The sequence below is a fragment of the Acetivibrio sp. genome (assembly GCF_035371925.1).
Lineage (GTDB): Bacteria > Bacillota > Clostridia > Acetivibrionales > Acetivibrionaceae > Hungateiclostridium.
In genome coordinates, this window is the sequence record NZ_DAORXT010000016.1 from 13005 (window position 1) to 39182 (window position 26178).

Consider the following 26178-nt stretch of genomic DNA (forward strand, 5'->3'; position numbering starts at 1 on the left):
CCAAAGCAACCTCCTATTCCCCCGCATGTTTAATTCCTAATATTTCAAGCTCTTTTTCATTAAGTCCTACTCCTCTTAGCATCAGTCGATTTCCTCTAAGGCTCTCTATCGAATTGATGCCCATTCCGCCCATCATTTCTTTTATTTCGTGTTTCCACGCACTGACAAGATTAACAAGTCTCTTATATCCCATATCCGGATTAAGGCGTTTTACCAGTTCAGGCTCCTGGGTTGCAATACCCCAATTGCATTTTCCTGTATGACAGCTTCTGCAAAGATGACAGCCCAAAGCAATTAAAGCAGCTGTTCCGATATAAACACAGTCAGCTCCCAATGCAATTGCTTTTACGATATCGCTGCTGTTTCTGATACTTCCGCCTACAACAACGGATACATTGTCCCTTATACCTTCATCTCTAAGTCTTTGGTCAACACTTGCCAAAGCAAGTTCAATGGGGATTCCCACATTGTCTCTGATTCTTGTAGGAGCAGCTCCGGTACCTCCGCGGAATCCGTCAATTGCAATAATATCCGCTCCGCTTCTCGCAATTCCGCTGGCAATAGCTGCCACATTGTGAACAGCAGCTATTTTGACTATAACAGGTTTTGTATAATTTGTAGCTTCCTTTAGCGAAAATACCAGCTGCCTTAAATCTTCAATAGAATAAATATCATGATGTGGAGCCGGAGAAATGGCATCCGAACCTTCGGGAACCATTCTGGTTTTGGATATGTCACCTACAATCTTCTTTCCGGGGAGATGTCCTCCTATTCCCGGCTTTGCACCCTGCCCCATTTTTATTTCTATTGCAGCGCCTGTTTCAAGATAGTCTTTATATACTCCGAATCTTCCTGAAGCCACTTGCACAATGGTATTGCTGCCATATTGGTAAAAATCCCTGTGAAGTCCTCCTTCACCTGTGTTATATAAAATTCCAGCTTCTTTTGCCGCTCTTGCCAAAGATTCGTGGGCATTGTAGCTGATAGAACCATAACTCATGGCGGAGAACATAATGGGCACAGAAAGTTCAATTCCGCAAGACAAATTATTAACAAGCTTTCCGTCCTTATCCCTTTGTATACTTCTCGGCTTGCTGCCTAAAAACACTTTTGTTTCCATAGGCTCTCTTAACGGGTCAATAGAAGGATTTGTAACCTGGGATGCATTTAACAGAATTTTATCGAAGTATACAGGATATGCATTGGGATTTCCCATACTGGACAAAAGTACGGCCCCGCTTTCCGCCTGCTTGTATATTTCATTAATTATTGGACCCCGCCAGTTGGCATTTTCTTTAAAAGTATGATCTGTTTTTACTATTTTAAGAGCTCTTGTAGGACAAAGAGCCACACATCTATGACAGTTGACACACTTTGCATCATCGCTGCACATCATTTTTTTCTCTTTGTCATAGCTGTGAACCTCATTGGCGCACTGCCGTTCACAAACCCTGCAATTAATGCATCTGTTGATATTTCTTGCAACTTCATATTCCGGATACAAAAAATTGATTCCCATTATAAAACACCTCTATTCAATGTAGCGATAACCGGTTCTCCACCCTTCGGAGACCATACCCTATCCAAATTTTCTTCTAAAACACGAATTGCACATTCTTCACTGGCTGCATAAAACATGTCGTCTTTTTCTCCGATTACCATGGAACGAAGCTTCAATCTGTCGTTTAATGCCATGATTCCCCCTTCAAAACCTGCCAATATGGAAAACGGTCCCGTTATCAAAAGAGAAGAAAAAGCATTTCTAAGATAAGTGTATTTTTCTTTTTCTTCTTCCGGCATTCTGTCAATAACTTGCCAAAAGGGGGCTGCAACAACTCCCGCTATTTCTTCAAGAGTTAGACCTATTTTGCGGTTTAAATAATCAATAATATAAGTAATTACCTCTGTATCTGTAAGTAATGTGCATTTGTAACCGTACATTTCAATAGTTCTTCTATTGGCATCATAAGAAGATATTTCACCGTTGTGAACCACCGAATAATCTAAAAGTGCAAAAGGATGAGCACCTCCCCACCAGCCGGGGGTATTGGTTGGATATCTGCCGTGAGCGGTCCAGCAATAACCTGCGTACTCATGCAGTTTGTAAAACTCTCCGACATCCTCCGGAAAACCTACCGCTTTGAATACTCCCATATTTTTCCCGCTGGAAAATACATATGCCCCATCTATTCTCATGTTTATTTTCATTACACACTTTGCTGTAAACTCCCTTTCATCGAGCTGGCTTTCATCGAGCTTTGTAGGCAAAGGAGTGACGAAATATCTCCAAATCAAAGGGGCATCTGTTATTCCCTGAGTTTTTCTGGTTGGTATTTTGGAAAGATTAATGATATCAAAATGACGTTCTAAGAATTTCTCACATTCTTCTTTTGCGACATCCCCATCGTAAAATACATGGAATGCATAGAAGTCTTTATATTCAGGATAAATTCCATAACCGGCAAATCCTCCGCCCAGGCCGTTTGAACGGTCGTGCATTGTTGCGATTGATTTGATAATAGCTTCTCCGCCAATTCTTTTGCCGGACTTTGAAAATATACCTGATATGGCACATCCCGACGGTATCCTTGTTTGACCTTCTTTCAACATAAACCCCACCTCTGTAAAAAATCTCATGTATTCTGCAAAATACATCTCTTGGTTATATATAGCATAATTTATAATGTAAAAAAGCGCTCACCAACAGCAAAAGCAAAATTTGCTTTAGTTGTTTGGTGAACGCCTTTGTTCACTGTACTATTATAATACGTCAAAAAATAAATTCTGTCAATAAAAATTTGAAGGATTTATTTTTTCGAGTTTCATCCCGATTTAAAACCTTCCTATTATATACTGTATTTAAAAAAGATTTTATGAATGTTTTTGCAACTTCACGAAAATAATCCTGCATTTTTTCAAAAAAAGTATTTACATTTTATTGATTTGGTGCTATACTACATATATAAAGCAAAGGCGCTATGAGTTTTAAAACTCGTGGCGCCTTATATTTTTTGAAAGGAATGGTAAAATGAAAAAAGGGATGGTAAGATGAAAAAAACAATTATACCGGAAGGCTATAAATCATTGCTCAACCTGTACGAAACCCAGACTGCCATAGGAATGCTAAAAAGTATTTTCGAAGATGAATTAAAAAAGGCGTTAAATTTGAGAAGAGTATCCGCACCGCTGTTTGTTGATCCGAAAACAGGTTTAAACGACAATTTGAATGGTGTGGAAAGGCCGGTAAGCTTCGACATATTGCAAACAAAAACCGAAGCGCAAATTGTCCACTCTCTGGCCAAGTGGAAGAGAATGGCCCTCTATAAATACGGATTTAAGCCGGGAGAAGGTCTTTACACAGACATGAATGCCATCCGCAGAGATGAAGAAATGGATAACCTTCATTCCATATACGTGGACCAATGGGATTGGGAAAAAGTAATTACAAGAGAAGATCGCAATGTGGATTATTTGAAAGAAACAGTAAAATCAATCGTGAATGCAGTATGCAACACTCTTGAAGCCATGAAAAAACTGTATCCTCAAATCCCCGTTGAACTGTCCAGAGATGTAAGTTTTATCACCACTCAAGAACTTGAAGATATGTATCCTTCCTTATCTCCAAAAGAGAGGGAAAATGCTTATTTGAAAGAACATAAGACTGCATTTGTAATGCAGATAGGCGATCTATTAAAGTCAGGTCAAAAGCATGACGGAAGATCTCCCGACTATGATGATTGGAAATTAAACGGAGACATTGTGTTCTGGAATGACGTTTTAGGCTGTGCTTTTGAAGTTTGTTCCATGGGAATTCGTGTAGATTCAGCATCCCTGGATGAGCAATTAACAAAAGCAAATTGCGACGACAGAAGAAGCCTGCCGTTCCACAAGATGCTTTTAAACGGAGAGCTTCCTCTTACCATGGGAGGAGGAATCGGACAGTCCAGAATCTGTATGCTTCTTCTTGCCAAAGCTCATATTGGGGAAGTGCAAGTGTCCGTTTGGGATGACGAGACAATTGCCGTATGTCAGGAAAAAGGAGTCAATTTATTATAATTGCTTATATTTAATAAGGAGGAATTAAAATGCAAGATATACCTAATGTGTTCGGAAGTATGGTTTTTAATGAAAAAATCATGAAGCAAAGACTTCCTAAAGATGTATATAAAGCTTTAAAAAGAACCATGGCTGAGCAAAAACATTTAAACTTGGATGTTGCTAATGTTGTTGCGACTGTTATGAAAGAATGGGCTATCGAAAAAGGAGCCACTCATTTTACCCATTGGTTCCAACCCCTCACCGGAGTGACGGCAGAGAAACATGACAGCTTTATTTCACCGACTGGTGACGGAAATATAATCATGGAATTCTCAGGAAAAGAACTTGTCCGCGGCGAACCTGATGCATCAAGCTTTCCTAGCGGAGGAATCAGATCAACCTTTGAAGCCAGAGGTTATACTGCTTGGGATCCTACTTCTTATGCTTTTATTAAAGACAACACCCTCTGCATCCCAACAGCGTTCTGCTCATACAGCGGAGAAGCTCTTGACAAAAAGACCCCGCTTCTTCGTTCCATGGAAGCAATAGACAAACAAGCAAAGAGAATTCTGAAGATCTTTGGACATGACGATGTAAAAAGGGTTGTAACCACTGTGGGACCGGAGCAGGAATTTTTCTTGATAGACAAAGAATTATATCAAAAACGTCCGGATTTGATATACTGCGGCAGGACATTATTCGGTGCAAGACCTCCAAAAGGTCAGGAATTGGAAGACCACTATTTTGCATCAATAAAACCAAGAGTTTCTGCCTTTATGAAAGAGCTGGATGAAGAGCTTTGGAAGCTTGGCGTTTTAGCAAAAACAAAACACAACGAGGTTGCCCCTGCCCAGCATGAGGTAGCTCCGATATTTACAACAGTTAATATTGCCGCTGACCACAACCAGTTAATTATGGAGCTTATGAAAACCATTGCAAACAAGCATGATCTCGTTTGCTTGCTCCATGAAAAGCCCTTTGCAGGAGTAAACGGTAGCGGTAAACACAACAACTGGTCTATTTCGACTGACACTGGTATAAATCTTTTGGAGCCCGGCGAAACGCCTTATGACAATGCACAGTTCTTGTTGTTCTTATGTGCTGTTATAAAAGCTGTTGATGAGTATCAAGATTTACTTAGAATATCCATATCAAGTGCAGGAAACGACCACAGACTCGGAGCAAATGAAGCACCTCCTGCAATAATATCCGTATTCTTGGGAGATGAACTTACAGCCATTATCGAATCTATTGAGAACGATACCAGCTACAATCAAAAAGAAAAAGTTCAAATGGAAATAGGTGCATCTGTGCTTCCTCATTTCCCTAAAGACAGCACTGACAGAAACAGAACTTCACCTTTTGCGTTTACCGGCAATAAATTTGAGTTTAGAATGTTGGGCTCTAGTTCTTCCATATCCGATGCCAACGTTGTTTTAAATACTATTGTTGCCGAAGCTCTGTCACAGTTTGCCGACAGACTGAAAAGCGCCGGAGATTTCAAAGCAGAATTGACTGCAATAATTAAACAAACAATCAAGAACCATAAGAGAATAATATTTAACGGCAACAATTACTCTGAAGAATGGGTCAAAGAATCTGAAAAGAGAGGACTTCTAAATCTTAAATCAACTGTTGAAGCTGTTCCGTACTTTATATCCGAAAAGAATGTAAAACTATTTACAAGGCACAACATCTTCTCAGAATCAGAAATTCATTCAAGATATCATATAATGCTGGAGGAATATATTAAAGTACTGCACATTGAAGCACTTACCATACTTGATATGACGAAGAGAGGTATTATACCTGCAATTGTTGATTACCTTAAAGATTTAACCGAGGTTGTAAGAAACAAAAAAGCTATAAGCAGCGAAATAAACTGCCAGCTTGAAGAATCATTAATTAATGTTGTATCGGATTTGGCCGCTTGCCTTTATAAAAATATTGAGAAATTGGATAATGCAATCCTAGAAGCAAAAAATCAAGCTGATCTTTTAAATACTGCAAAATACTATAGAGAAGTTGTATTCATTAACATGCAAGAATTAAGAAGCGTAATTGATAATCTTGAAACTAAAATCGGTAAAAAATATTGGCCATTCCCAACTTATGGCGAGCTTCTATACAGTGTATATTAAAATTAATATTAGCTTCACAAAGGCGTGTAGTCTATTGCCGAAAATAGATTGCACGCCTTTGATTATATTATGTATAGGTATCCAGTAGATCTTCTATATATCATAACCACTCTGTATATTATAGCCACTCTGTCGATGCAGAGTGGTCATTTCTTTCTGTTGAAGTCAAAAAATAGTATGTTTACAGTATGTAACTTAAAGGATACTCGCAAATATCATATTCATATTTGGGATATTTCTCTGCAAATTCCCGGATCTGCTGTATCGTTAATTGCGGTGGTTCAAAATCTTCACTTGTACCGTCGAGATATACTCTTGATAACACGAAATCATCTATTTCTCTAATTATTTCGCCATATTCCACTTCTCCTTCAGAATTATAATATATTGCATAGTAAACCGTTCTTTCCGGCCCCATAACGTGTTCTAGCATAAGATAAGGATACTCATAAGTTATATAGCTTTTTAATTTTGTTGTTATTATCTGCTCTGCAAACACTGTTGTTGAAAGTGATACTACCAAAATCAGCGAAATTAATGCACACAATATTCCCTTCTTACTCATTGCTTATATTATCCTCCTTCTTATATTATGTTAATATTGTACCATATTTTCGTAATTTTTTATATTGCTTTTTAAAATGGATTCGCTATGGACTCACACTATTGCTTCTCTATTAGTAACTTTTCTGTTGAATAATGAATTCCAACTGCTCCTAATGGTGCAGTGATTAATATAGATAATACCGCAATCGCCAGGATTATGTCTCCCGATTCCACTCCCAATGACAACGGCACCGCCCCCATTGCGGCCTGCACTGTCGCCTTTGGGATATAAGCAATAATGCAAAACAGCCTTTCTTTCCAATTAAAATCTGTACCTATTAAAGAAATAACAACACCTACCCTTCTTCCAATTAAACCTATTAATATCAATATAATTCCTACTCCACCTGCTTTTAATGCTACATTTACATTTACCTCTGTCCCTACTAATACAAATAGTAATATTTCTGCAAATACCCATACCTTATTAAATTTCTCAGAAAGCCTCTTACCCTCATCAGGAAGATATTCAGTCAATATAAAGCCTATAGTCATAACTCCAAGCAGGGATGCTATCTGTAATTTAGTTTTCAATATGCTCTCCAACTGATTGAGTAATATCGAAAATCCAAGTATTATTAATACCTTTTTTGTATCCGGAATATTATATCTTTTAAAAATTTTTATCAGTGAAAGTCCTACAATCATTCCAGCCAAAACTCCCAATAAAATGGAGATTGGAATATTTAATAATTGAATGCCAATATTTATTTTAGAACCGTTATATAAGCCCAAAAAAGCACTAAAAACCGTAATGGCAAAGATATCATCAATAGATGCACCCGCTAATATCAAAGTTGGCACTCCTTTTTTTGCACCAATTTTATTTTCCATTAGCTTAAGCATAAAAGGAACAACAACAGCAGGAGAAACGGCAGCAATAATAAACCCTAACATTCCTCCTTGGGCAAATGTAAAATCAAGAAAATATACAGAAGCCAGTGCAATAAGTAAACCTTCAAATAATCCGGGAATAAAACTCATCTTTAATGCAGGAATTCCGATACTTTTTATTTCATCCTTGTTAAGCCCAAGACCTGCTCTTAATAAAATAATTATTAATGCAATACCTCTTAAATCAGAAGATATTTGAAGCATATCCGTCTGAATCAGATTAAGAACATGGGGTCCTATAAGGATGCCTAATAATAACATTCCCAATAAACCCGGTAACCATAATTTTTCAAATATTCGCTTTGCAGCCAATCCCAATAATAAAATAATTGCTAAACTTGCAGCCATAAAGCACTACTCCCTTCCCAGTAACAAAAAACTCCTACAGAAACAGTATTATTATTTCTGTAGGAGTCATCAGCATTACGCATTTCAGGTGAACTCCATCACCTTTTATTCAATTTTATATTCCATAATGAATGGTATACTAAAATATTTCATATGTCAATAATTTTTATCTTAAAATAGAATTCTCTAAAAAAGACTCATCTATACAATCAACTTGCATAGTTATACCGTCGTATTTTATTTCCCATACAGGCAATAGTTCTCCCTTTTTATTTATGTACACTATTTCTTTGGATTTTATTTCCGGTATTTCAACCCATCCGCTTTTCTTCAATTCTGCATTGCTCTTTTCAACAGCTTTTTCACTGCTAATTAAATTTTGGTTACTTAAATCTTCTCCAGATTCGCTATCGGCCTCTATCCAATTTTTAATTATGCCGGTTATTTTGCCGCCTTCAATATATACATTCAAATAACTTCCATTGTGCAAAGTACATACTTTTTTACCGTTATAATTCTGCCTATAGTTAATAACATAATTTTTAAATACTTCCGTTTTTTGTTGTGAGTCGGATAAAGGATAATTAAAACAGCTGCTATTGCAATTAAAAATAAAACCCTAGAACCTTTCAGCTCTAGGGTTTTTGGCCTGCCCGAGACGATTCGAACGTCCGACCGACGGATTAGAAGTCCGTTGCTCTATCCAGCTGAGCTACGGGCAGATATAAAAAGCTTATTGGAGCGGGTGAAGGGAATCGAACCCTCGCAATCAGCTTGGAAGGCTGATGTTCTACCATTGAACTACACCCGCAACTTATATAACATAATCGGGAAACCTTCAACCGACTAGTTTATTATACAAACAACTTTTTTATTTGTCAACACTATTTTTATAAAAATTTTAAAAAAATTTTTCCGTCTTAATCCCTTGAAAAGCAAAGAAAAATCCCCACTTGCAGCAAATGCAAAGTGGAGATTTTTCGTCATCTATTAATTTGCAAACTCACCGTTAGATACTTTACCCATAAAGAGTATTGTGTCATATTTTTCATCTGCAATTATAAATACAAACGGTCTGTTTGCCACAAACTCCGGTTTTAGCCCAATACCCGGTGCTATAGGTACTATCACTACCGACGCAGCTTCTGTTCCCTTTTCATTTACTTCCACCACAGCCTTGTGCAAAACATCAGCAATATAAGCACCGTTTTCAGTCATACCGGATAAATCGGCGGCACCATTTTCGAATACCTTTTCCATTCCTAAAGCCTTCAAGCTTTCCATTATGCTGCCGTTTCCATTCTTGGCATATTCAATTTTAAAACGAGGTAAGCAAAGTACTCCGTTATTTCTTTCAGTTATACTGCTTTTAATTTGATTCCACATAGATACATCCAGATTCTGAATAAAATCATTTATTGATATATCTTGATCGGGAAGAATGCAGTACATGGCCATCTCACCATTACCGTAGGGCAGTCTAACCGCTCTGTATCCGTCACCTGCACCGAATTCAATCTTGCAATTGTCTTTTCTCATCATCATGACATCGTCAACACTTCCGTCTTCAGCTTCAAAGGAGGATGAATATGTTTTTTCAATATCAAACTCTTCTTTCCATACTCCATTAAAATACAATGCAGATATAATATACGACAAATCGTCGGGACTAATTTTGCTAAGCATATTGTCTATTTTTCCCTCAGTAGCTTCAGAAATCCAATTGTTTATTTCATCTACAACACTTTCATCCGAAAAGTCTCTTATCTCAACCAATGCATTAAATACATCTCTATTTGCAGATATAAAATCTTCTTTTATAGCATCGCCCTTTAATGAATTGTTCCAAATCGAATTGCTGTTTTTAAGCTTGACTTTCTCATCAAGTTGAGCGAAATATTTTAACAAGTACTTATAACTTTTATTAACCTCTTTAATGTCAAGGCCTTCATAGCCTAAAACTTTGGCCATCTCTTCCTTGGTATCGAATTCTGCCCCCTGATAAACCATGGACAACGCTGTTGAAATTCCGAAAGGTGAAATAAACACATTTTCGCCCTGCTCGTTTTTACTTATCTGTTTGAAAATATCAAATGCAAATTTGCTGTTTCCTTCAATAAAGCCATCACTTATACCTTCATTTGGCTCATCATTTTCTACCGGAAATTTGTCTATCACATGAAGAATGTATCTTTTTAACAAGCTATAGTCTGAGCTGTTTATTTTCCCATCGCCATTCAAATCTGCACAAAACTCGTCATCTACACCAAATGTATCTATCATATGAAGCAGATAGCGTTTCAGCATGTAAAGGTCTGTGCTGGTTATTTTTCCGTCTCCGTTCAGGTCACCTTTTTTAGGAAGGGTCCTAAATGTGATAGTTTCAGGAGTACCTTCTTTATTCCAAGTAGCAAATTGCCCCCAAAACTTAAATTCATACTCTGTGTTCGGCTCCAAATCAGTGAGCTCTATTGTTTGTACTCCATCAAAATGCCTACCTGAACCTGCACCTGCCAATACACGCTTGACGTTTGAAGGCTCATCAACCTTCCAATACCTAAACTCATAAATATATCCCGGCAGCATAATAGAGTCGTCTATAATTACTTTTGTAAGCTCAAATTTAACAACAGCACTGGTATCCGTCACAACCGGATCCGGGTACAACTCATAATAAGTATACCAATTCTCGGCAAATACGTTGCTTGCAAACAAAAAAGAAGACAACAGCACTAAAATAAATAAGCAGGCGATTTTCTTTTGCATAACAATTCCCCCTTAAATAATAATATATTTTTAAGGCTTATATAAAATAACCCTTAATTGTCGAAAAACATATCATCATTGTTTACTTCAATGGCAACAGTGAAAGGCAACAGTGAAAATAACGGAAAGGAAAAAGAATATGTTATGCTGGAATAAATTATGTTAAAAAGAACTACGACTCATTTAAAATATTAAAACGTTTATTTTTGTATTCAAATTATATCAATAAATTGCATAATACGTAAGGTACGATTCTAATATATATATTTTACGTAAATATAAAGAATTTACAAACAAAAGGCTACTGCATCCCTTGCAATAGCCTTCAATCGTAATAATACCCAAGTTAAAAGAAGATTTTCGATTTATGGAAAATTTTCTTGCCCAGCAGTGTTTCAACGAAGCGCAAGATTTATAAAATGAAAAGCTTTTCCTCTATAAGTGCAATCTTTTTTTAAGCTCTTCAAGCATCATTTTCATTGCTGTTCCCCGGTGGCTTATTTCATGCTTTTTGGAAGGCTCCATTTGTGCCGCCGTCATATTATATTCCGGAATAAAAAACAAAGGATCATAACCAAAGCCATTGTCACCTTTAGGTTCAAAACCTATGTAACCTTCAACGGTTCCCCTTACTGTAAAATACTCCTCATTAGAAAGCATCACAGCAATAACGCATACGAACCTTGCCTTTCTTTTCTCAAAAGGCACATCCTTTAAAAGGGAAAGAAGCTTGTTGTTCCTGTCCGTGTCGCTTGCCCCTTCCCCCGCAAATCTCGAAGAATAAATGCCGGGGGCACCGTTTAGATAGTCAACTTCAAGTCCCGAGTCATCTGCCATTACTATTTCGCCGCAAGACTTATAAACTTCCCGCGCCTTGATTAGGGCATTTTCTTCAAAAGTGCTTCCGGATTCTTCAATATCCTTGGTTATACCGATTTCCTCCATCGATACAACTTCAAAATCCAAACCTTCCAACATTTCTTCTATTTCCTTAAGCTTGCCCTTGTTCTTCGTCGCAATTACAAACTTTCTCATCTTTCGTAACTCTCCCAACCTCATTTGATACCTGACCCAATGCATCCTTCTGTATTTCAATAAGTTGACTTATGCCTTTTTCGGCAAGACTTAGAAGCCTGTCAAACTGCTCTTTTCTAAAGGGTGATTGCTCTCCCGTTGCCTGGATTTCGATAAACTCACCTTTTGATGTCATTACAACATTCATATCCGTGGCAGCATTTGAATCCTCTATATAACATAAATCAAGCATTTCCATATCATCTACAATACCGACACTTACTGCTGCCAAAAAATCAGTTATCGGTATTTTTTCAATTATGCCGTCGTCCACAAGCTTTTTGCAGGCATCCACCAAAGCAACAAATCCACCGGTAATTGAGGCAGTTCTTGTACCGCCGTCAGCCTGTATGACATCGCAGTCAATTATTATTTCCCGTTCACCCAAAAGATTTAAATTTACCACCGAACGGAGTGCTCTTCCTATAAGCCTTTGTATTTCCTGACTTCTTCCGTTTAGCTTCAGTCTGCTTATATCTCTCGGATTACGGGTCGCAGTAGACCTTGGCAGCATTGAATACTCTGCAGTAACCCACCCCTCACCAGTGTTTTTCTTAAACGGAGGAACTTTATCATCCACTGTGGCCGTACATATAACCTTTGTATCTCCCATCTCAATCAAAACCGAGCCCTCGGCATGTTTGATGTAATTCCTTGTTATCTTCACCAATCTTAAATCAGACTGGCTTCTTCCGTCAACTCTCAATATGTTCACAACCTTTCTGCCGTCATTATAAATCCTGTAACATCTTTAATTTTCCTATAACTTTAAACAAATTACAAGCCTTTTTGTCTATTTATCTCAGCAGGAATAAGCAATTCACCGGATATGTCAGTCCCTTCGGGAAGATGATCCTTTTTGCCTTCAATGAGAATCCGTATTCTATCGACATTCTTCAGCTGCTTCATACTATAAAGTATCTGCTTCAAAATCCCCTCTTCCCTGGCTGTGCCGCCGTAGTTTTTTATTTCCTTGTTCAAATCCAATGTAAGAAGGCCTTCTTCAATCCTGCTTCCTAACACCTCAACCCCTGAAGGAATCAGTGAATATATCCTCTCGTTGGCAGGCTTTAGAGCCAGCATTCTTATTATCTCTCCCGGAAGCTGCTCCTTTGAGACGCCGATATATTCCATTGAAACGGGAAGAATGAACTCATTTTTATCATTTATGTATTTAAACATATAAATGTCGGCCTTTTTCAGTTTATCAGCAAGGTTTACCTTATCCGAATTGATAAGCACATTGTCCCTGTCAAGAATACCCGATATATCTGTGCCGTACTGAAGCTTTTCTTTTTCCATGCCTTCAATCAATATTTTCACACCGTCAATGGTCTTAAATTCTGTAAGGCAGTATACAATACCCGCCACTATATTGTTCTCCGCCGCTTTATCCTTGTACTCCAAAATACTGCTATTAAAGTCAACCGTTGCAATGCCGTCTTTTATGTTCATCCCCAATATTTCGGTGCCTTCCGGGAAAACAGGATACAGCCCTAATGTTTTTACCTCACTACGGTTTAAATCGTTGTCAATCATGCATTTTAAAGAAGCTTTGGCAATACCCTCTTCTTTATAAATATCTCTTGTAATGGGAATTAAGTGATTGTCACTGTCCCTGTAGTAAACAGTTACGGCAATCTTTGATTTTTCTTCGCTCTTTTCCTCATTTTCTCCATTACCTGCCGATGGCCCCACAGTACCTAGAACTCTTTTGTCCGTGTCGTTTGAAAGGGTACCTAAGTCTTCGGCATCATTGTAACCTGCGGCATTCTCCGCATTCATTGCGTCATCTAAGTTTATGACTTCTTTATCTATATTGGAGCTGTTTATACCGTTTTCATCTTCAGTTGATTTATCCGTCGGTATTTGACATCCGTATAAAAATGTAATCAGCAAAGCAATAATAACACATGTTAGCTTCTTCATATTACCTACTCCTTACAGTAAAATATTAGTATTACTGTAATTATAGACAGAAGCTGAGCATAATATAATCTTTTTACAAAGTTTTATTATCTTTTTTTAATAATTATTTGTCGTTATATCCGTTGGGATGAGAAAGGTGCCATTTCCAAGCGGTGCTTACAATTGTCTCGAGATCGGCCATGCGCGGCTGCCAGTTTAGCTCCTTTCGAATCTTTTCGGATGATGCAACCAGTATAGCCGGGTCTCCGGGCCTTCTTTGAGCATCTTCAACTTTGATTGGTCTTCCCGTAACCTTGCGTACAACATCAATAACCTCTTTTACAGAAAAACCTTTTCCGTTTCCAAGGTTGTAAACCTCGCTCTCTTTTCCTTCTCTGAGTCTTTGCAGCGCAAGATAGTGCGCATTTGCAAGGTCTGAGACGTGTATATAGTCTCTAATACATGTTCCGTCCGGAGTGTTATAGTCATTTCCAAATATCTTGATGGATTCCCTTTTGCCCAACGCAGCCTGTATAATAAGGGGAATCAAGTGACTTTCGGGAGAGTGGTCTTCACCTATTTCGCCGCTTTCATGGGCACCGCTGGCATTAAAATACCTTAAGGCAACGTGTTTAATACCATAGGCCCTGTCACACCACTTAAGCGCCTTTTCAACAGCCAGCTTGGTTTCACCGTACGGATTGGTAGGGAATGTCCTGTCCGTCTCTAAAATCGGCACATTTTCCGGCTCTCCATAAGTTGCAGCCGTGGAAGAGAATACAATTTTATCAACTTTTGCATCCTTCATTGCCGTAAGAAGGTTCAGCGTTGCAACAACATTGTTGTTATAATACTTTAAAGGATTTTGGACACTCTCACCCACTTCAATATAAGCCGCAAAATGGATAACCGCTTCAATATCGTTTTCCGAAAATACCTTTGCCAAAAATTCTTTATCCCTCAAATCGCCTACAATAAGCTTTTGCCCTGCCACGGCATCCCTATGACCTTTTTCTAGGTTGTCAACGACAATTATCTCTTCATTTTTTTCAACCAGCTCCGCCACCGTGTGACTTCCTATGTAACCTGCTCCTCCTGTAACCAATACTGCCACTTTAAACACAACCTTTCCTCTATGTTTATTATATTTACATAAGATAGTAAAGCCATATGCCCCTTATTTAGGCATACAGCTTTTTACTACATATTCTTTATCCATATTTTATAATAACACAAAGTCTGTTTGTTTAAAACAACGATAATAATAAAGAAGGCAGATTTTTACGCCGCCTTCTTTCCTCTATTCCCTTTTTATTATTCTATTTCATTCAGAGCCTTGATTACAGCTTCACATAGTGCTTCTGCGGCCTTTTGCCTGAATTCTTCGGTCTTAAGCTTTGCAAGCTCCTCACTATTGGTCATAAACGCAACTTCCGCCAGGGCTGCGGGCATTTCAGTCGCCTTAAGAACTACCAGGTTCGGCCTTTCCACAATTCCCCTGTTCTTTGTATTAAGCTTGCTAATGAGGCTGTCCTGAACAATCTGCGCAAACCTCTTGCCGGTAAACCCGGTACTTCCGACCCGGGTCGGATAGTAAAGCGTCTCCGTTCCGTGATGCTGAGAATAATATGCATTGTTGTGTATACTCAAAAACAGTGTGGCATTAAGAGTGTTTGCAATATACGCCCTTTCGTATAAGCCTACATAACTGTCATCCTCACGAATCATATAAGTTTTGACACCTTTATCTTTTAACAGCTCATTCACTCTCTTTGCAATATCAATGTTGAAATCCTTTTCATAATATCCTCCATGCACCGCACCGGGCTCCGCACCCCCGTGTCCGGCGTCGATGACTACAAGCCTGTCTGCCTTGGAAGCCTTCTTTAACAGTGTAATGGTTGTATTGTTCACATCTTTCCGGGTAATTATCAAATAGCTATAGCTGTCTTTGGTGTTAAATTCCATAGTTGTTTCATTGGTATTGGGATTTTGCGTAATCTCAATATAATCAATTATTCCATCGTTTATCTGCATTATGCCGCTGCCTATATCGGCAAGATTTGACGGAAATGTTATTGTATATCTTTTTCCGTCAAGGTCATACTTCTCGGTATAAAGCTTCTTGAGGTCAGCTCCGCCTTCCGTAAGCTTTGCTCCCTCCAGGACAAAGTGTATCCTGTCCATAGTGTTGATGTATTGTATATTTGAAAAAGTCGGCTCCATAAGGTATATTTCCAGCTTGTCTTCTGATTCTCCCACATGGTGCTGCGGATTGCCTCTTAAGTCAATCACAATTCTTACAACATTCACTTCGTATTGTGAATACCTTATCGCATTTATAAAGCCCTTTTTTACCTCAACGGCATTTGCTTTCTTCCCAAGATGTGCTCCCACTATGTCAATCACAATACGGTCCGGTTCCGAAATACGCTTAATATCATAACTGTCATAGTCCTTTATACCGATGGTGACTTTGCTGTAAGTCGAATCAGATGCATAAGCCATCGAAAGAAGACCATCATCATAGATCGAAACTTTTTTCGGCGTTGGAACCGGTGTTGGCGTCGGACTTGGCGACGGCGTCGGTGTTGCAGTCGGCGTCATAGTCGGTGTGGGAGATATCGATGGAGAATCTCCCGAAACCTTGGAAAGAGCCAGTTCCAATTTACCTTCCTTTTCAGTCACCTCGTATTGAACCTTTCTTTTAAGTACAATCTCCACCTGTGCATGCGTCTTGTCAAAGCCGATATATTTGATGTCTTCAATCATATCACTGTCAACGCCAATGGTTTTCTCTTCAGAAGGACCTATGGCATTGGGTATGTCAATAATAATCCTGTTTTTCTCAATGTTCTTGACAATATTATAATTTTCGTAACTGTTGAGACTCAAAACAACTTTGTCTTTTTCACCGTCAGGTTCATAGGCAACATAAAGGTTATTATCTCTCGCTTCCGCATCTTTGCCGCCACCTCCACGGCTAGGCAAAGAAACAGCAGGGTTTTCCGGAATAGGCGCTCTGGATATATATACTATAAGATACTCTCCCGATTTTATAACCCTATAATTTAATTTCTGCTGAAGGTCTACCACCACTCTGGCAACATTGTCCTTCTGGTTTGCGCTTCTTATAGATTTTACCAGATTGCTTTTTACTTCAATATTCTTTATCTCGCCCTCAATATATGCTCCGGATATATCGACCACAATCCTTTCGGGGTCGGGAAGGATAAAGGAACTGTATTCCGAAGCAGTTCCGCATTTTATATGTATTTCGTCATGGTCGGTTTTGCTAATATGTTGAACATCAAGTTTGTTACTGCTCTCAACACTCCCGGGTGTTTTAGCTTTGCTCTCTTTCTGAAGATTCAATACAACACTGTTTCCTTCTTCTTTTACTATGTACTGGGGCTGACCGACTACATCAAGCACCACTCTTGAAGTGTTTGCATCGGGATTTCCGCAGCGTATCGAACTTATTAGTTCACTGCCAACACTAATATTTGATTTGGCATTTGAAAGCTTTGTGTTGGGAAAATCCACAACAATCCTGTCAGGATTTGCAGCTCTCATTATTTTGTATTCCCGGCAAGCATCCAGCTCTATCTTTACCTGCTCCAAACCGCCATCCGTCTTGTAATTGATATCATTTATGCTGGCAACAGCACTCTTCTTGCCGTCCAAGGTAATTTCGCCTTTTTCCGGATACCAGCCGACTTCCATGCCCAGCTGCTCCCCGACAAAACGCAAAGGTACCATAGTCCTGTCATTGATGATTTTCGCCGGGACCTCCATCTCAACTTTGGTGCCGTTTACCAAAGCATTCACATCATTAATTTTAAGCTCTATTTTATTACCGTCATAAGACACGGTCACTTTTTTGCTTTCCGCATCCCATCCAACCTTTGCACCGAGCTTTTCAAAAATAGCTCTGACAGGGACTAAGGAACGTCCGTTAATAATAATAGGGGGCATATCGGAGTTTATAATTTCGCCGTCAACTTTCAACGTGTAGATATTTCCCGTATACTCCTGCACTTTTCCGTCATAATTTAGCTTTAATGCTTCTGCATACATACCAAAGGAATTAAATATAAGAGACATAGTAACAAACAGAATAAATAGAACTCTTTTCATAAAAACACCTCGTAAAATTATTTATCATTAGTAACAAGTTTTATGCTCTCTTATCAATTTGTCCAATATTTGTAAGTCCAGAAAAAACGACAGATATATTTTATAATATTCGACACGCTTATGATAATTCCTGTCGCAGAAAGGCATTTAAGAGGATTTGTAATTAAATTGTAATACAAAAATTGATTATATGTTTATGAAAAACAATATTAAAAGGAAGCCAGAATAAGGCTTCCTAAAATATCGAACAGAGTTTTAAATTAAAACCCAATCACAGTGTTATTCCTACTGCATTTACCAAGAAATTCAACTTATCACTGTTTAAATTCTTGTTTATATCAATACCGTCTATATCCAAAAGTCCCACAGGATACACAGGTATCTGCAACACCTGCTCCATGTAATCGGCCAAGCCCTTCAAGAGTGAACCTCCGCCAATTATGAATATCTTTCCGACTTTTACGCCGTAGCAGCGTGCTTCGTAGAAAGTAAGACACATATAAATCTGGTTTAACAGCTTATCGACTACTTCTTTCAATGTTCTATAAACTTTCATGTGCTCCTCATTGGTGGTATGATGAGGAGGAACCGAAATACCGTATAATTTCTTAAGTCTCTCAGCTTCAATTATGGACTTGCGCATATTTTTCGCTATTGCATCGTCCAAATTGGTGCTTCCGCTTAGTATTACTTTGTTAAATTCGAGTATCTTGTTCCTTAAAATATTTATAATCGTAGTTTCGGAACCAAAGTCTATAACGGCAAAAGCATCTTTGTTCAGCTGACTTTTATTGGGGTTTACAAACTTAACATTGTCAATACTAACCTTTATGTCCCTGTTGAAAAATTTTGCAGTGCTGTTTGCAGGTATATCAACAGAAACAGGTTTTAAGCCAAGTTCAAAAAGAACATCAATATAACTGTTTATTATACTTTTTCTCACGGCAGTTACAAAAACCTTTACCTTTTCAACATTATCCTCTTTCAACTCTTGTAAAATCTTGTAGTCAATCTTATGCTCTTCGGGATTAATAGGCATATTGGATACTATCTCATTATAAACGAGCTCCTCAATATCCTTTCCGGGTACCTTTTCAATCATAAACACTCTGGAGATTATACTGGTACCGGACATGACAATTTTGGACTTTTTCACCTTCATCTTGTTTTCCCGAATTATCCTGCTAATCTCGCTGGATACCGCATCAACATTTTTAATAACGCCGTTTTTAATACAATTTAACGGAGTAGGAGCTATTCCAAAATTGTTGATATAAACTTCGTTATTCCTATTTACAGCCACTTCAACAACTTTGATATTCCTAAAACCTACATCAATACTTAGATAATTATTTCTCAAAAACGGTAACAACATACACCATTGACTCCCTTAACCCCATAATAGAATTGACTTATTATTCCTAAAACTTTCTCTCCAATTATACATTAGCACAATATTGAAAAAAAATCAATAATTATGCATGAAATACCCAATTTTTATATCAAAACTTTTGTTATTTGCTCTTTTTTCTTTCGTTTTTTAATTTCTCAGACTCCCTATAAGATATTATACATCCACAATACTTCTGTCTGTAAAGTCCCAATTCCTTAGCCCATTGCTGTCCTTGCCTGAAACCCGGCCTGAAATCTTTGTAATAAAACGTAAGGCCGTATTTTTGGGCCGCTTTTTCCGACAGTTCAACAATAAGCTCGTGTTTTTGATACGGACTTACCAGCAAAGTAGTGGTAAAAGCATCAAAGCCGTTTTCTTTTGCAAATTGGGCAACTTTATCTATTCTTACCGTATAACACATATTGCACCGATTTTCATTGTCCTCGCCAAGCTTCTCCCATATATCCTGAGAAAAATCATCCATATACTTCACAGAAAAATTCTTAATTTTTGCAAATTCCCCTACATTTTCCTTTCTTCTGACAAACTCGTCATACGGGTGGATATTGGGATTGTAAAAAAGCCCCTCAAAATCAACGCCCTCTTCCTCAAGAACACTTACAGGATATACGGCGCACGGCCCGCAGCATATATGCAGTAACAGTCTCATCTCATCCTCCATTGATAATACATTCCAATTTTATAAAGCCTTACTCGTATCTGAGCCCGAAGTGCTCATAAGCAAGCTTTGTTGCCATTCTTCCCCTCGGGGTCTTGTTTATAAACCCAAGCTGCAAAAGATAAGGCTCATATACATCCTCTATCGTACCCGGCTCCTCCCCTATTGTAGCCGCCAATGTATCAAGTCCCACCGGTCCTCCTGCAAATTTGTCGATAATACTCATAAGAAGATTTCTGTCCACGGCATCAAGGCCTATTTCGTCAACCTCCAAAGCCTCAAGACCTGTCTTTGCAATCTCTTTTGTTATAAATCCGTCGGACTTGACCTGTGCAAAGTCCCGGATCCTTTTTAATATCCTGTTGGCAATTCGCGGTGTGCCCCTGGCCCTACGGGCTATCTCTTCAGCGGCCTCATCTTCAATGCCGACATTTAAAATCCTCGCAGACCGCTTGACAATCTGCATAAGCTCTTCCGCAGTATACATTTCAAGCTTATTTATTACCCCAAATCTATCCCGAAGAGGAGATGTCAAGAGTCCCGCCCTGGTGGTGGCACCTATAAGTGTGAATTTCGGAAGGTCAAGCCTTATCGACCGGGCACTGGGGCCTTTTCCGATAATTATATCCAAAGCATAGTCCTCCATGGCCGGATACAATACTTCCTCAACACTCCTGTTTAGCCTGTGGATTTCATCTATAAACAGGACATCAAAATTACCAAGATTGGTGAGTATCGCAGCCAAATCCCCCGGCTTTTCTATAGCCGGACCGGAAGTTATGCGTAAATTGACACCCAATTCCGATGCTATTATGCCGGCAAGAGTCGTCTTGCCCAGTCCGGGAGGTCCATAAAGAAGTACATGATCCAATGCCTCATTTCTCTTCTTTGCCGCCTCAATGAAAATCATAAGGTTCTCTTTAACCTTCGCCTGCCCGATATATTCTCCAAACCTTCTTGGCCTTAAGCTCGCCTCATCGAAATCTTCTTCATTCAGTTTGCAACCGACAAGCCTGTCCTCCATCGTTTACAACCTCCAAATCCGTATTAAATAGTTTTTTCAAGCGAAACCAATGCTCACTTAAGGTCTTGCCAGTCCTTTAAGGGCATTTTTAACTATGGTTTCGATATCCATATCCTCCTTGTAAACTGCAGATACCGCTTTATTTGCTTCAGCCGGAGAATATCCCAAGACCATAAGGGCGCTTACTGCCTCCGATATTTTTGAGCCGTCTGTGTCTAAAGCTTTGCTCTCATCCTCAATTCCTGTATTTAATGTAAGTTGTTCCTTGTTTATCTTGTCCCTAAGTTCAAGTATTATCCTCTGGGCAATTTTCTTCCCTACACCCTGCGCTTTTGTCAAAGTATTTACATCGTCGGTTATAACTGCAAGGCTAAACCTTGAAGGCGATATTGCGGACAAAACGGCTATTGCAGCTTTTGGCCCCACACCGGAAACACTGATTAAAAGTTCAAATACATTAAGCTCCTCCTGGGTCAAAAACCCATACAGGCTAATAATATCTTCCCGGACATAAAGGTATGTATAGACCTTTACTTCCTGCCCCACCTCGCCAATACTTGAAACGGTGGACAGGGATGTAAAAATTCTGTATCCCACTCCGTTGGATTCAACTATCAAAAAATCATTATTCTTGTATTCAAGCCTTCCTTTAATATATGCAAACAATTTTGTCTCCTCCGGTTAATTTAAATTTTTCAAGCTTTGTATCATAACCCGTAGCTCTTCATTCTAAAGGAATGGGCATGGCATACCGCCACGGCCAGCGCATCCGCCACGTCATCCGGCTTCGGTATGGCAGGAAGATTTAGTATTGCCTTAACCATCTGCTGAACCTGTGCCTTCTCCGCCCGTCCGTATCCTACTATTGACTGTTTCACCTGAATGGGCGTATATTCAAAAACATCAATCCCGGACTGGGCTGCTGCCAAAACCGCCACACCTCTTCCGTGTCCTACAGCAAGGGCTGTTTTTATATTTTTATTGAAAAAAAGCTCTTCTATAGATATTGCCTCAGGCTTGTACTTTTCAATAATCTCCATCAAACCGTTGTATAGAATTAAAAGCCTCTTGGGAAGCTCCATTGAGCTTTCGGTTGTAATTGCGCCATAATCTACAGAAGTAAATCGGTTTCCTTCATATTTTACTATACCATAACCGGTAATTGCAAACCCGGGATCAATTCCCATTATAATCATCGCTTTTATCCTCTCTGAAAATATTCATGAATAATTATATACTTCATTGCATATTTATGCATTTTATTGTATAATATATCTCATTATATTGAAAGCTTTAACTTTGCACATGCTGTTTTTAAACACTGTTTTGAAGTTTCAAAGTTTAAGCATATTTAACTCACTAATAATATATTCTAACATATTTAAGGAGGTATTTGTATGAGTCAAAAAGAAAAAGTAATCCTCGCCTATTCCGGTGGTCTGGATACTTCTATAATCATTCCCTGGCTTAAAGAAAATTATGATTTTGAAGTAATTGCAATGGCAGCTGACGTAGGACAGGGCGAAGAGCTTGAACCCTTAAATGAAAAAGCTATAAAAACCGGGGCAAGCAAAATATATATTGAAGACTTAAAAGAAGCATTCGTGACAGATTTTATTTTCCCCACATTAAAGGCTGGAGCTATATATGAAGGAAAATATCTTTTAGGTACATCCTTTGCAAGACCCATCATCGCAAAAAGAATGGTTGAGATCGCCGAAAAAGAAGGTGCTACAGCCATCGCTCACGGAGCAACGGGAAAAGGAAATGACCAGGTTCGTTTTGAACTTACTGTAAAAGCTCTCGCTCCCCATCTTAAAATCATTGCTCCTTGGAGAATATGGGATATCAAATCAAGAGAAGATGCAATAGAATATGCTGAGGCAAGAAATATTCCTATTCCTGTTTCAAAAAAGGACAACTACAGCATGGACAGAAATCTCTGGCATTTAAGTCACGAAGGTTCGGATCTTGAAGACCCGTGGAATGAACCTCAGTATGATAAAATACTAAAGCTCATGGTTCCTCCGGAAAAAGCTCCGGACAAACCTACATATGTTGAAATATATTTTGAAAAGGGTATACCGAAGAAGGTTAACGGTGTGGAATACGGTCCTGTGGAGCTCATTGAGGTTCTCAACAAAATCGGCGGCGAAAACGGTATCGGAATTGTTGACATGGTAGAAAACCGTCTGGTTGGAATGAAATCCAGAGGCGTTTATGAGACTCCGGGTGGCTCTATCCTTTATGCCGCTCACAGAGAGCTTGAGCTTTTGTGTCTTGACCGCGACACTCTCCACTACAAAGATATTGTATCTCAAAGATTTGCAGAACTTGTTTACTACGGACAATGGTATACTCCTCTGCGTGAAGCTATTTCTGCCTTTGTTGACGTTACTCAGCAAACTGTTACAGGTACAGTAAGATTGAAACTTTACAAAGGAAATATAATGAGCGCAGGAGCCAAGTCCGACTATTCACTTTACAGTGAAGAACTCTCCACCTTCGGAGAAGACAATGTATATAATCAAAAGGATGCCGAAGGATTTATAAATCTCTTTGGTCTGCCATTGAAGGTTAACGCACTTATGAAGCAAAAGAATAAAGATAAATAAGGTGATAAAATGAAGCTTTGGGGCGGTAGATTTGAAAAAAGTACCGACAAGTCGGTGGATGATTTCAATTCATCCATAAGATTTGACTGTCGTATGTATAAACAAGATATATTAGGAAGCATTGCCCATGCTAAAATGCTTGGGAAATGTAAAATTATATCCGAAGAGGACTCCCTTCTTATTCAAAATACGCTAAGGGAGATACTAAAAGACATTGAAGAAGGAAAAGTCCAGTTCGAAATTGATGCCGAAGACATTCATATGAATGTTGAAAAAATCCTCATATCCAGAATCGGTGATGTGGGAAAAAGGCTTCACACAGGAAGAAGCCGCAATGACCAAGTAGCTCTCGATATCAGGATGTACTTAAGGGATGAGGTTGTTGAAATCAAAAAATTATTGGTTGAGCTGGAAAGGACGCTTATAGAAATAGCAAAAAACAATATTGACACCATACTTCCGGGGTATACCCACCTCCAGCGGGCACAACCCATAACTTTTGCCCATCACATGATGGCATACTTTCAAATGTTTAGACGGGACATTGAAAGGCTTAACGATTGCTACAAGAGAATCAATATAATGCCCTTGGGTTCCGGAGCTTTGGCCTCCACAACCTATCCCCTTGACAGGTATATGGTGGCAAAAGAACTTGGGTTTGACTCTATTACCGAAAACAGCCTTGACGCTGTTAGCGACAGGGATTTTGTTATTGAGCTTTCAGCCTGTCTTTCAATACTGATGATGCATCTTAGCCGGTTCAGCGAAGAAATAATTTTATGGGCATCCCATGAGTTTGGATTTATTGAACTGGATGATGCATACAGTACCGGAAGCAGTATAATGCCTCAGAAGAAAAATCCCGATGTGGCAGAGCTGGTCAGGGGCAAAACCGGAAGGGTTTACGGCGACCTTATAGCGCTCCTGTCAGTTATGAAATCGCTTCCTTTAGCTTACAACAAGGATATGCAGGAAGACAAAGAGGCCATTTTTGATGCTGTGGACACCGTGAAAATGTGTCTTCCGGTGTTTACAAAGATGATTGAAACCATGAAGGTAAAGAAGGAAAATATGTTCCGCGCTGCCCAGGGCGGGTTTACAAATGCCACAGATATAGCGGATTACCTTGTTAAAAAAGGTATCCCGTTTAGGAACGCCCATGAAATCATCGGCAAAATGGTTCTTTACTGTATCGAAAACAACAAGGCCATTGACGAACTTGACATAAGCGAGTTTAAAAACTTTTCAGAGCTTATAAGCGAAGATGTGTACGAAGAAATAAGCCTGTCGAAGTGTGTCTCCGGCAGAAATCTTCCCGGAGGCCCGGCAAAGGAAAGTGTCATGGCATCGATTGAAAACGGTCTTAAGTTTCTGTCAGAATTGTAAAAACGGTTATTTTTTATGACAGGGCTGCGGCAAAACCAAGCGGATTTTTTTGCCGTAGCTCCTTGTTTTTTATATAATCTTTGAACATCCATAAAGCCAAATATCATTCACTCGGGATGGAACTATATCTTTTTTCCGGAATGGAAAGCCTCAATGACACATTATTTTCGTCCAAATCTATTTGAATGTTTGAAACCTCTACTCCCATCTTTCTCAAGTTGGCAATTAAATCCTTTCTTATCCTACCAATCTGCCTGTTATTATATGATTCGTCAAACTTCTTTTTAAGCAGCATAAACATTAGTCCCACCTCATTCGAATTGTTTTCTTGATTAATATGATATACCATTTCCCTTATGCTGCATAATATTTCCACATGAGGCGGAAAGATTTTATTTCAATATTTTGCCCGAAAAAAAATCAGCAAAAGCAAAATAGCCCGGCAAAACCGGACTATTTTAATATTTCTTTACTTTTTTATCAAGAGCCCTACCGAAACTATACCATGAGTCCCTTAGCTTAAATCTCATTTCTTCATCCATGGTTCTCTCTATAATATCGTTCAGTTCTCTCCTCATCCGCACATACTCCGACAACTCAAACTCGTCCTTTTCCAACAGTTTTTCCATCTCTTCAACCCATTCACGGACTAGTCCAGAACCTGAATACTCCTTGGCTATCTTTTTCTTCAGATGAGAAATAACAAGCTTTACAGCCTTTCTCTTTACGTCGGCATCCGTCTGAACTTTCCTACCTTCTTTTTTGCTTCCTTCGTTTCTGGAATTAACATTGGATTGAACCTTCTCCATTTGAAACACTCCCTATTAAATAATAATAGTACTAAATAAGGCAGCTATTGCTGCAAATAAAAAAATTATATCTAAAAAATTAATTCTTTATAAAACTATTAAATTTTTTAGGGCTAACTTGTCTTGGGAAATTCTATGTTACATATCTAATATTATACACTTTAATTATAATACAGTATCACTTTTAATGCAAACCATAAAATAAGTAATGTATCAAAGCAAAAAAGCAAAAAAGCAAATAATAAAAGCTCGGGACATCGAGTCCCTTCGCTTTTGCCTCTTTCATTTCATTCCAAGAGGCCAAATAAAAGCTCGGGACATCGAGTCCCTTCGCTTTTGCCTCTTTCATTTCATTCC

General features: G+C 38.7%; 22 protein-coding genes, 2 tRNA genes and 1 riboswitch. Of the genes, 4 read left to right on the plus strand and 20 right to left on the minus strand.

Annotated elements, in window-relative coordinates:
• Positions 1–13: 13 nt before the first annotated feature.
• Both PLH43_RS03895 and PLH43_RS03900 read right to left on the minus strand, forming a co-directional pair.
• Positions 14–1519 carry a glutamate synthase-related protein gene (locus PLH43_RS03895; protein WP_324360293.1) on the minus strand — a complete coding sequence of 502 codons (1506 nt, stop codon included), beginning with the start codon at positions 1517–1519 and terminating at the stop codon, positions 14–16.
• The gene (locus PLH43_RS03900) at positions 1519–2610 is read right to left on the minus strand and encodes a glutamine amidotransferase family protein (RefSeq protein ID WP_324360295.1); all 1092 of its coding nucleotides are present in this window, start codon (positions 2608–2610) and stop codon (positions 1519–1521) included. Before PLH43_RS03900 ends, PLH43_RS03895 begins: the two co-directional genes overlap by 1 nt.
• Before the next feature lie 438 nt (positions 2611–3048).
• Here PLH43_RS03900 and asnA point away from each other — a divergent pair, with 438 nt between their 5' ends.
• A complete protein-coding gene (gene asnA, locus PLH43_RS03905; protein WP_324360296.1) occupies positions 3049–4056 on the plus strand; it encodes an aspartate--ammonia ligase in 1008 nt (335 codons plus the stop codon).
• A gap of 29 nt (positions 4057–4085) precedes the next feature.
• Positions 4086–6179 (plus strand): glutamine synthetase III, encoded by a 2094-nt coding sequence (locus tag PLH43_RS03910; protein WP_324360298.1) that lies wholly within the window; start codon positions 4086–4088, stop codon positions 6177–6179.
• A gap of 181 nt (positions 6180–6360) precedes the next feature.
• Here the strand turns inward: PLH43_RS03910 and PLH43_RS03915 are convergent, their stop codons facing one another.
• From PLH43_RS03915 to ruvC, 16 genes are all read right to left on the minus strand, one after another.
• Entirely contained in the window at positions 6361–6744 is a 384-nt protein-coding gene (locus tag PLH43_RS03915) for a hypothetical protein (RefSeq protein WP_324360300.1), read from the minus strand.
• Between the two features lie 98 nt (positions 6745–6842).
• Complete coding sequence (locus PLH43_RS03920) at positions 6843–8027, minus strand: cation:proton antiporter (protein WP_324360302.1); 1185 nt, start codon at positions 8025–8027, stop codon at positions 6843–6845.
• Positions 8028–8080: 53 nt separating this feature from the next.
• Positions 8081–8139: riboswitch (Fluoride riboswitch) on the minus strand.
• A 54-nt stretch (positions 8140–8193) separates the two neighbouring features.
• Positions 8194–8499, minus strand: coding sequence for a hypothetical protein (locus tag PLH43_RS03925; RefSeq protein WP_324360305.1), 306 nt, complete (start codon positions 8497–8499; stop codon positions 8194–8196).
• Between the two features lie 173 nt (positions 8500–8672).
• Positions 8673–8749: transfer RNA gene (locus tag PLH43_RS03930), tRNA-Arg, on the minus strand.
• A 15-nt stretch (positions 8750–8764) separates the two neighbouring features.
• Positions 8765–8838, minus strand: a tRNA-Gly gene (locus PLH43_RS03935).
• A gap of 179 nt (positions 8839–9017) precedes the next feature.
• Entirely contained in the window at positions 9018–10793 is a 1776-nt protein-coding gene (locus PLH43_RS03940; protein WP_324360307.1) for a serpin family protein, read from the minus strand.
• 435 nt (positions 10794–11228) lie between these two features.
• The gene (locus tag PLH43_RS03945) at positions 11229–11828 is read right to left on the minus strand and encodes an XTP/dITP diphosphatase (protein ID WP_324360309.1); all 600 of its coding nucleotides are present in this window, start codon (positions 11826–11828) and stop codon (positions 11229–11231) included.
• On the minus strand, positions 11785–12576 hold the full coding sequence (gene rph, locus PLH43_RS03950) for a ribonuclease PH (RefSeq protein WP_324360334.1): 792 nt from the start codon (positions 12574–12576) through the stop codon (positions 11785–11787). Before rph ends, PLH43_RS03945 begins: the two co-directional genes overlap by 44 nt.
• Before the next feature lie 68 nt (positions 12577–12644).
• Positions 12645–13796, minus strand: a complete 1152-nt coding sequence (locus PLH43_RS03955; protein ID WP_324360311.1) for a GerMN domain-containing protein — start codon at positions 13794–13796, stop codon at positions 12645–12647.
• Between the two features lie 103 nt (positions 13797–13899).
• A complete protein-coding gene (gene galE, locus PLH43_RS03960) occupies positions 13900–14889 on the minus strand; it encodes a UDP-glucose 4-epimerase GalE (protein WP_324360336.1) in 990 nt (329 codons plus the stop codon).
• 200 nt (positions 14890–15089) lie between these two features.
• Positions 15090–17915 (minus strand): N-acetylmuramoyl-L-alanine amidase family protein, encoded by a 2826-nt coding sequence (locus PLH43_RS03965; protein ID WP_324360313.1) that lies wholly within the window; start codon positions 17913–17915, stop codon positions 15090–15092.
• Between the two features lie 271 nt (positions 17916–18186).
• Complete coding sequence (gene pilM, locus PLH43_RS03970) at positions 18187–19290, minus strand: type IV pilus assembly protein PilM (protein ID WP_324360315.1); 1104 nt, start codon at positions 19288–19290, stop codon at positions 18187–18189.
• Positions 19291–19429: 139 nt separating this feature from the next.
• The gene (locus PLH43_RS03975; RefSeq protein ID WP_324360316.1) at positions 19430–19978 is read right to left on the minus strand and encodes an epoxyqueuosine reductase QueH; all 549 of its coding nucleotides are present in this window, start codon (positions 19976–19978) and stop codon (positions 19430–19432) included.
• Positions 19979–20018: 40 nt separating this feature from the next.
• Positions 20019–21011: a Holliday junction branch migration DNA helicase RuvB gene (gene ruvB / locus PLH43_RS03980; protein WP_324360318.1), complete on the minus strand. Its 993-nt coding sequence runs from the start codon at positions 21009–21011 to the stop codon at positions 20019–20021.
• Between the two features lie 57 nt (positions 21012–21068).
• Positions 21069–21677: a Holliday junction branch migration protein RuvA gene (gene ruvA / locus PLH43_RS03985; RefSeq protein ID WP_324360320.1), complete on the minus strand. Its 609-nt coding sequence runs from the start codon at positions 21675–21677 to the stop codon at positions 21069–21071.
• Positions 21678–21718: 41 nt separating this feature from the next.
• On the minus strand, positions 21719–22207 hold the full coding sequence (gene ruvC, locus PLH43_RS03990; RefSeq protein ID WP_324360322.1) for a crossover junction endodeoxyribonuclease RuvC: 489 nt from the start codon (positions 22205–22207) through the stop codon (positions 21719–21721).
• Between the two features lie 201 nt (positions 22208–22408).
• Here ruvC and PLH43_RS03995 point away from each other — a divergent pair, with 201 nt between their 5' ends.
• Positions 22409–23626, plus strand: coding sequence for an argininosuccinate synthase (locus PLH43_RS03995; protein ID WP_324360324.1), 1218 nt, complete (start codon positions 22409–22411; stop codon positions 23624–23626).
• A 9-nt stretch (positions 23627–23635) separates the two neighbouring features.
• Positions 23636–25012, plus strand: coding sequence for an argininosuccinate lyase (argH, locus tag PLH43_RS04000; protein WP_324360326.1), 1377 nt, complete (start codon positions 23636–23638; stop codon positions 25010–25012).
• 103 nt (positions 25013–25115) lie between these two features.
• Here the strand turns inward: argH and PLH43_RS04005 are convergent, their stop codons facing one another.
• Together PLH43_RS04005 and PLH43_RS04010 are read right to left on the minus strand one after the other, a co-directional pair.
• Complete coding sequence (locus PLH43_RS04005) at positions 25116–25307, minus strand: metal-dependent phosphohydrolase (protein ID WP_324360328.1); 192 nt, start codon at positions 25305–25307, stop codon at positions 25116–25118.
• Positions 25308–25470: 163 nt separating this feature from the next.
• On the minus strand, positions 25471–25821 hold the full coding sequence (locus tag PLH43_RS04010; protein ID WP_324360330.1) for a hypothetical protein: 351 nt from the start codon (positions 25819–25821) through the stop codon (positions 25471–25473).
• Positions 25822–26178 lie beyond the last annotated feature (357 nt).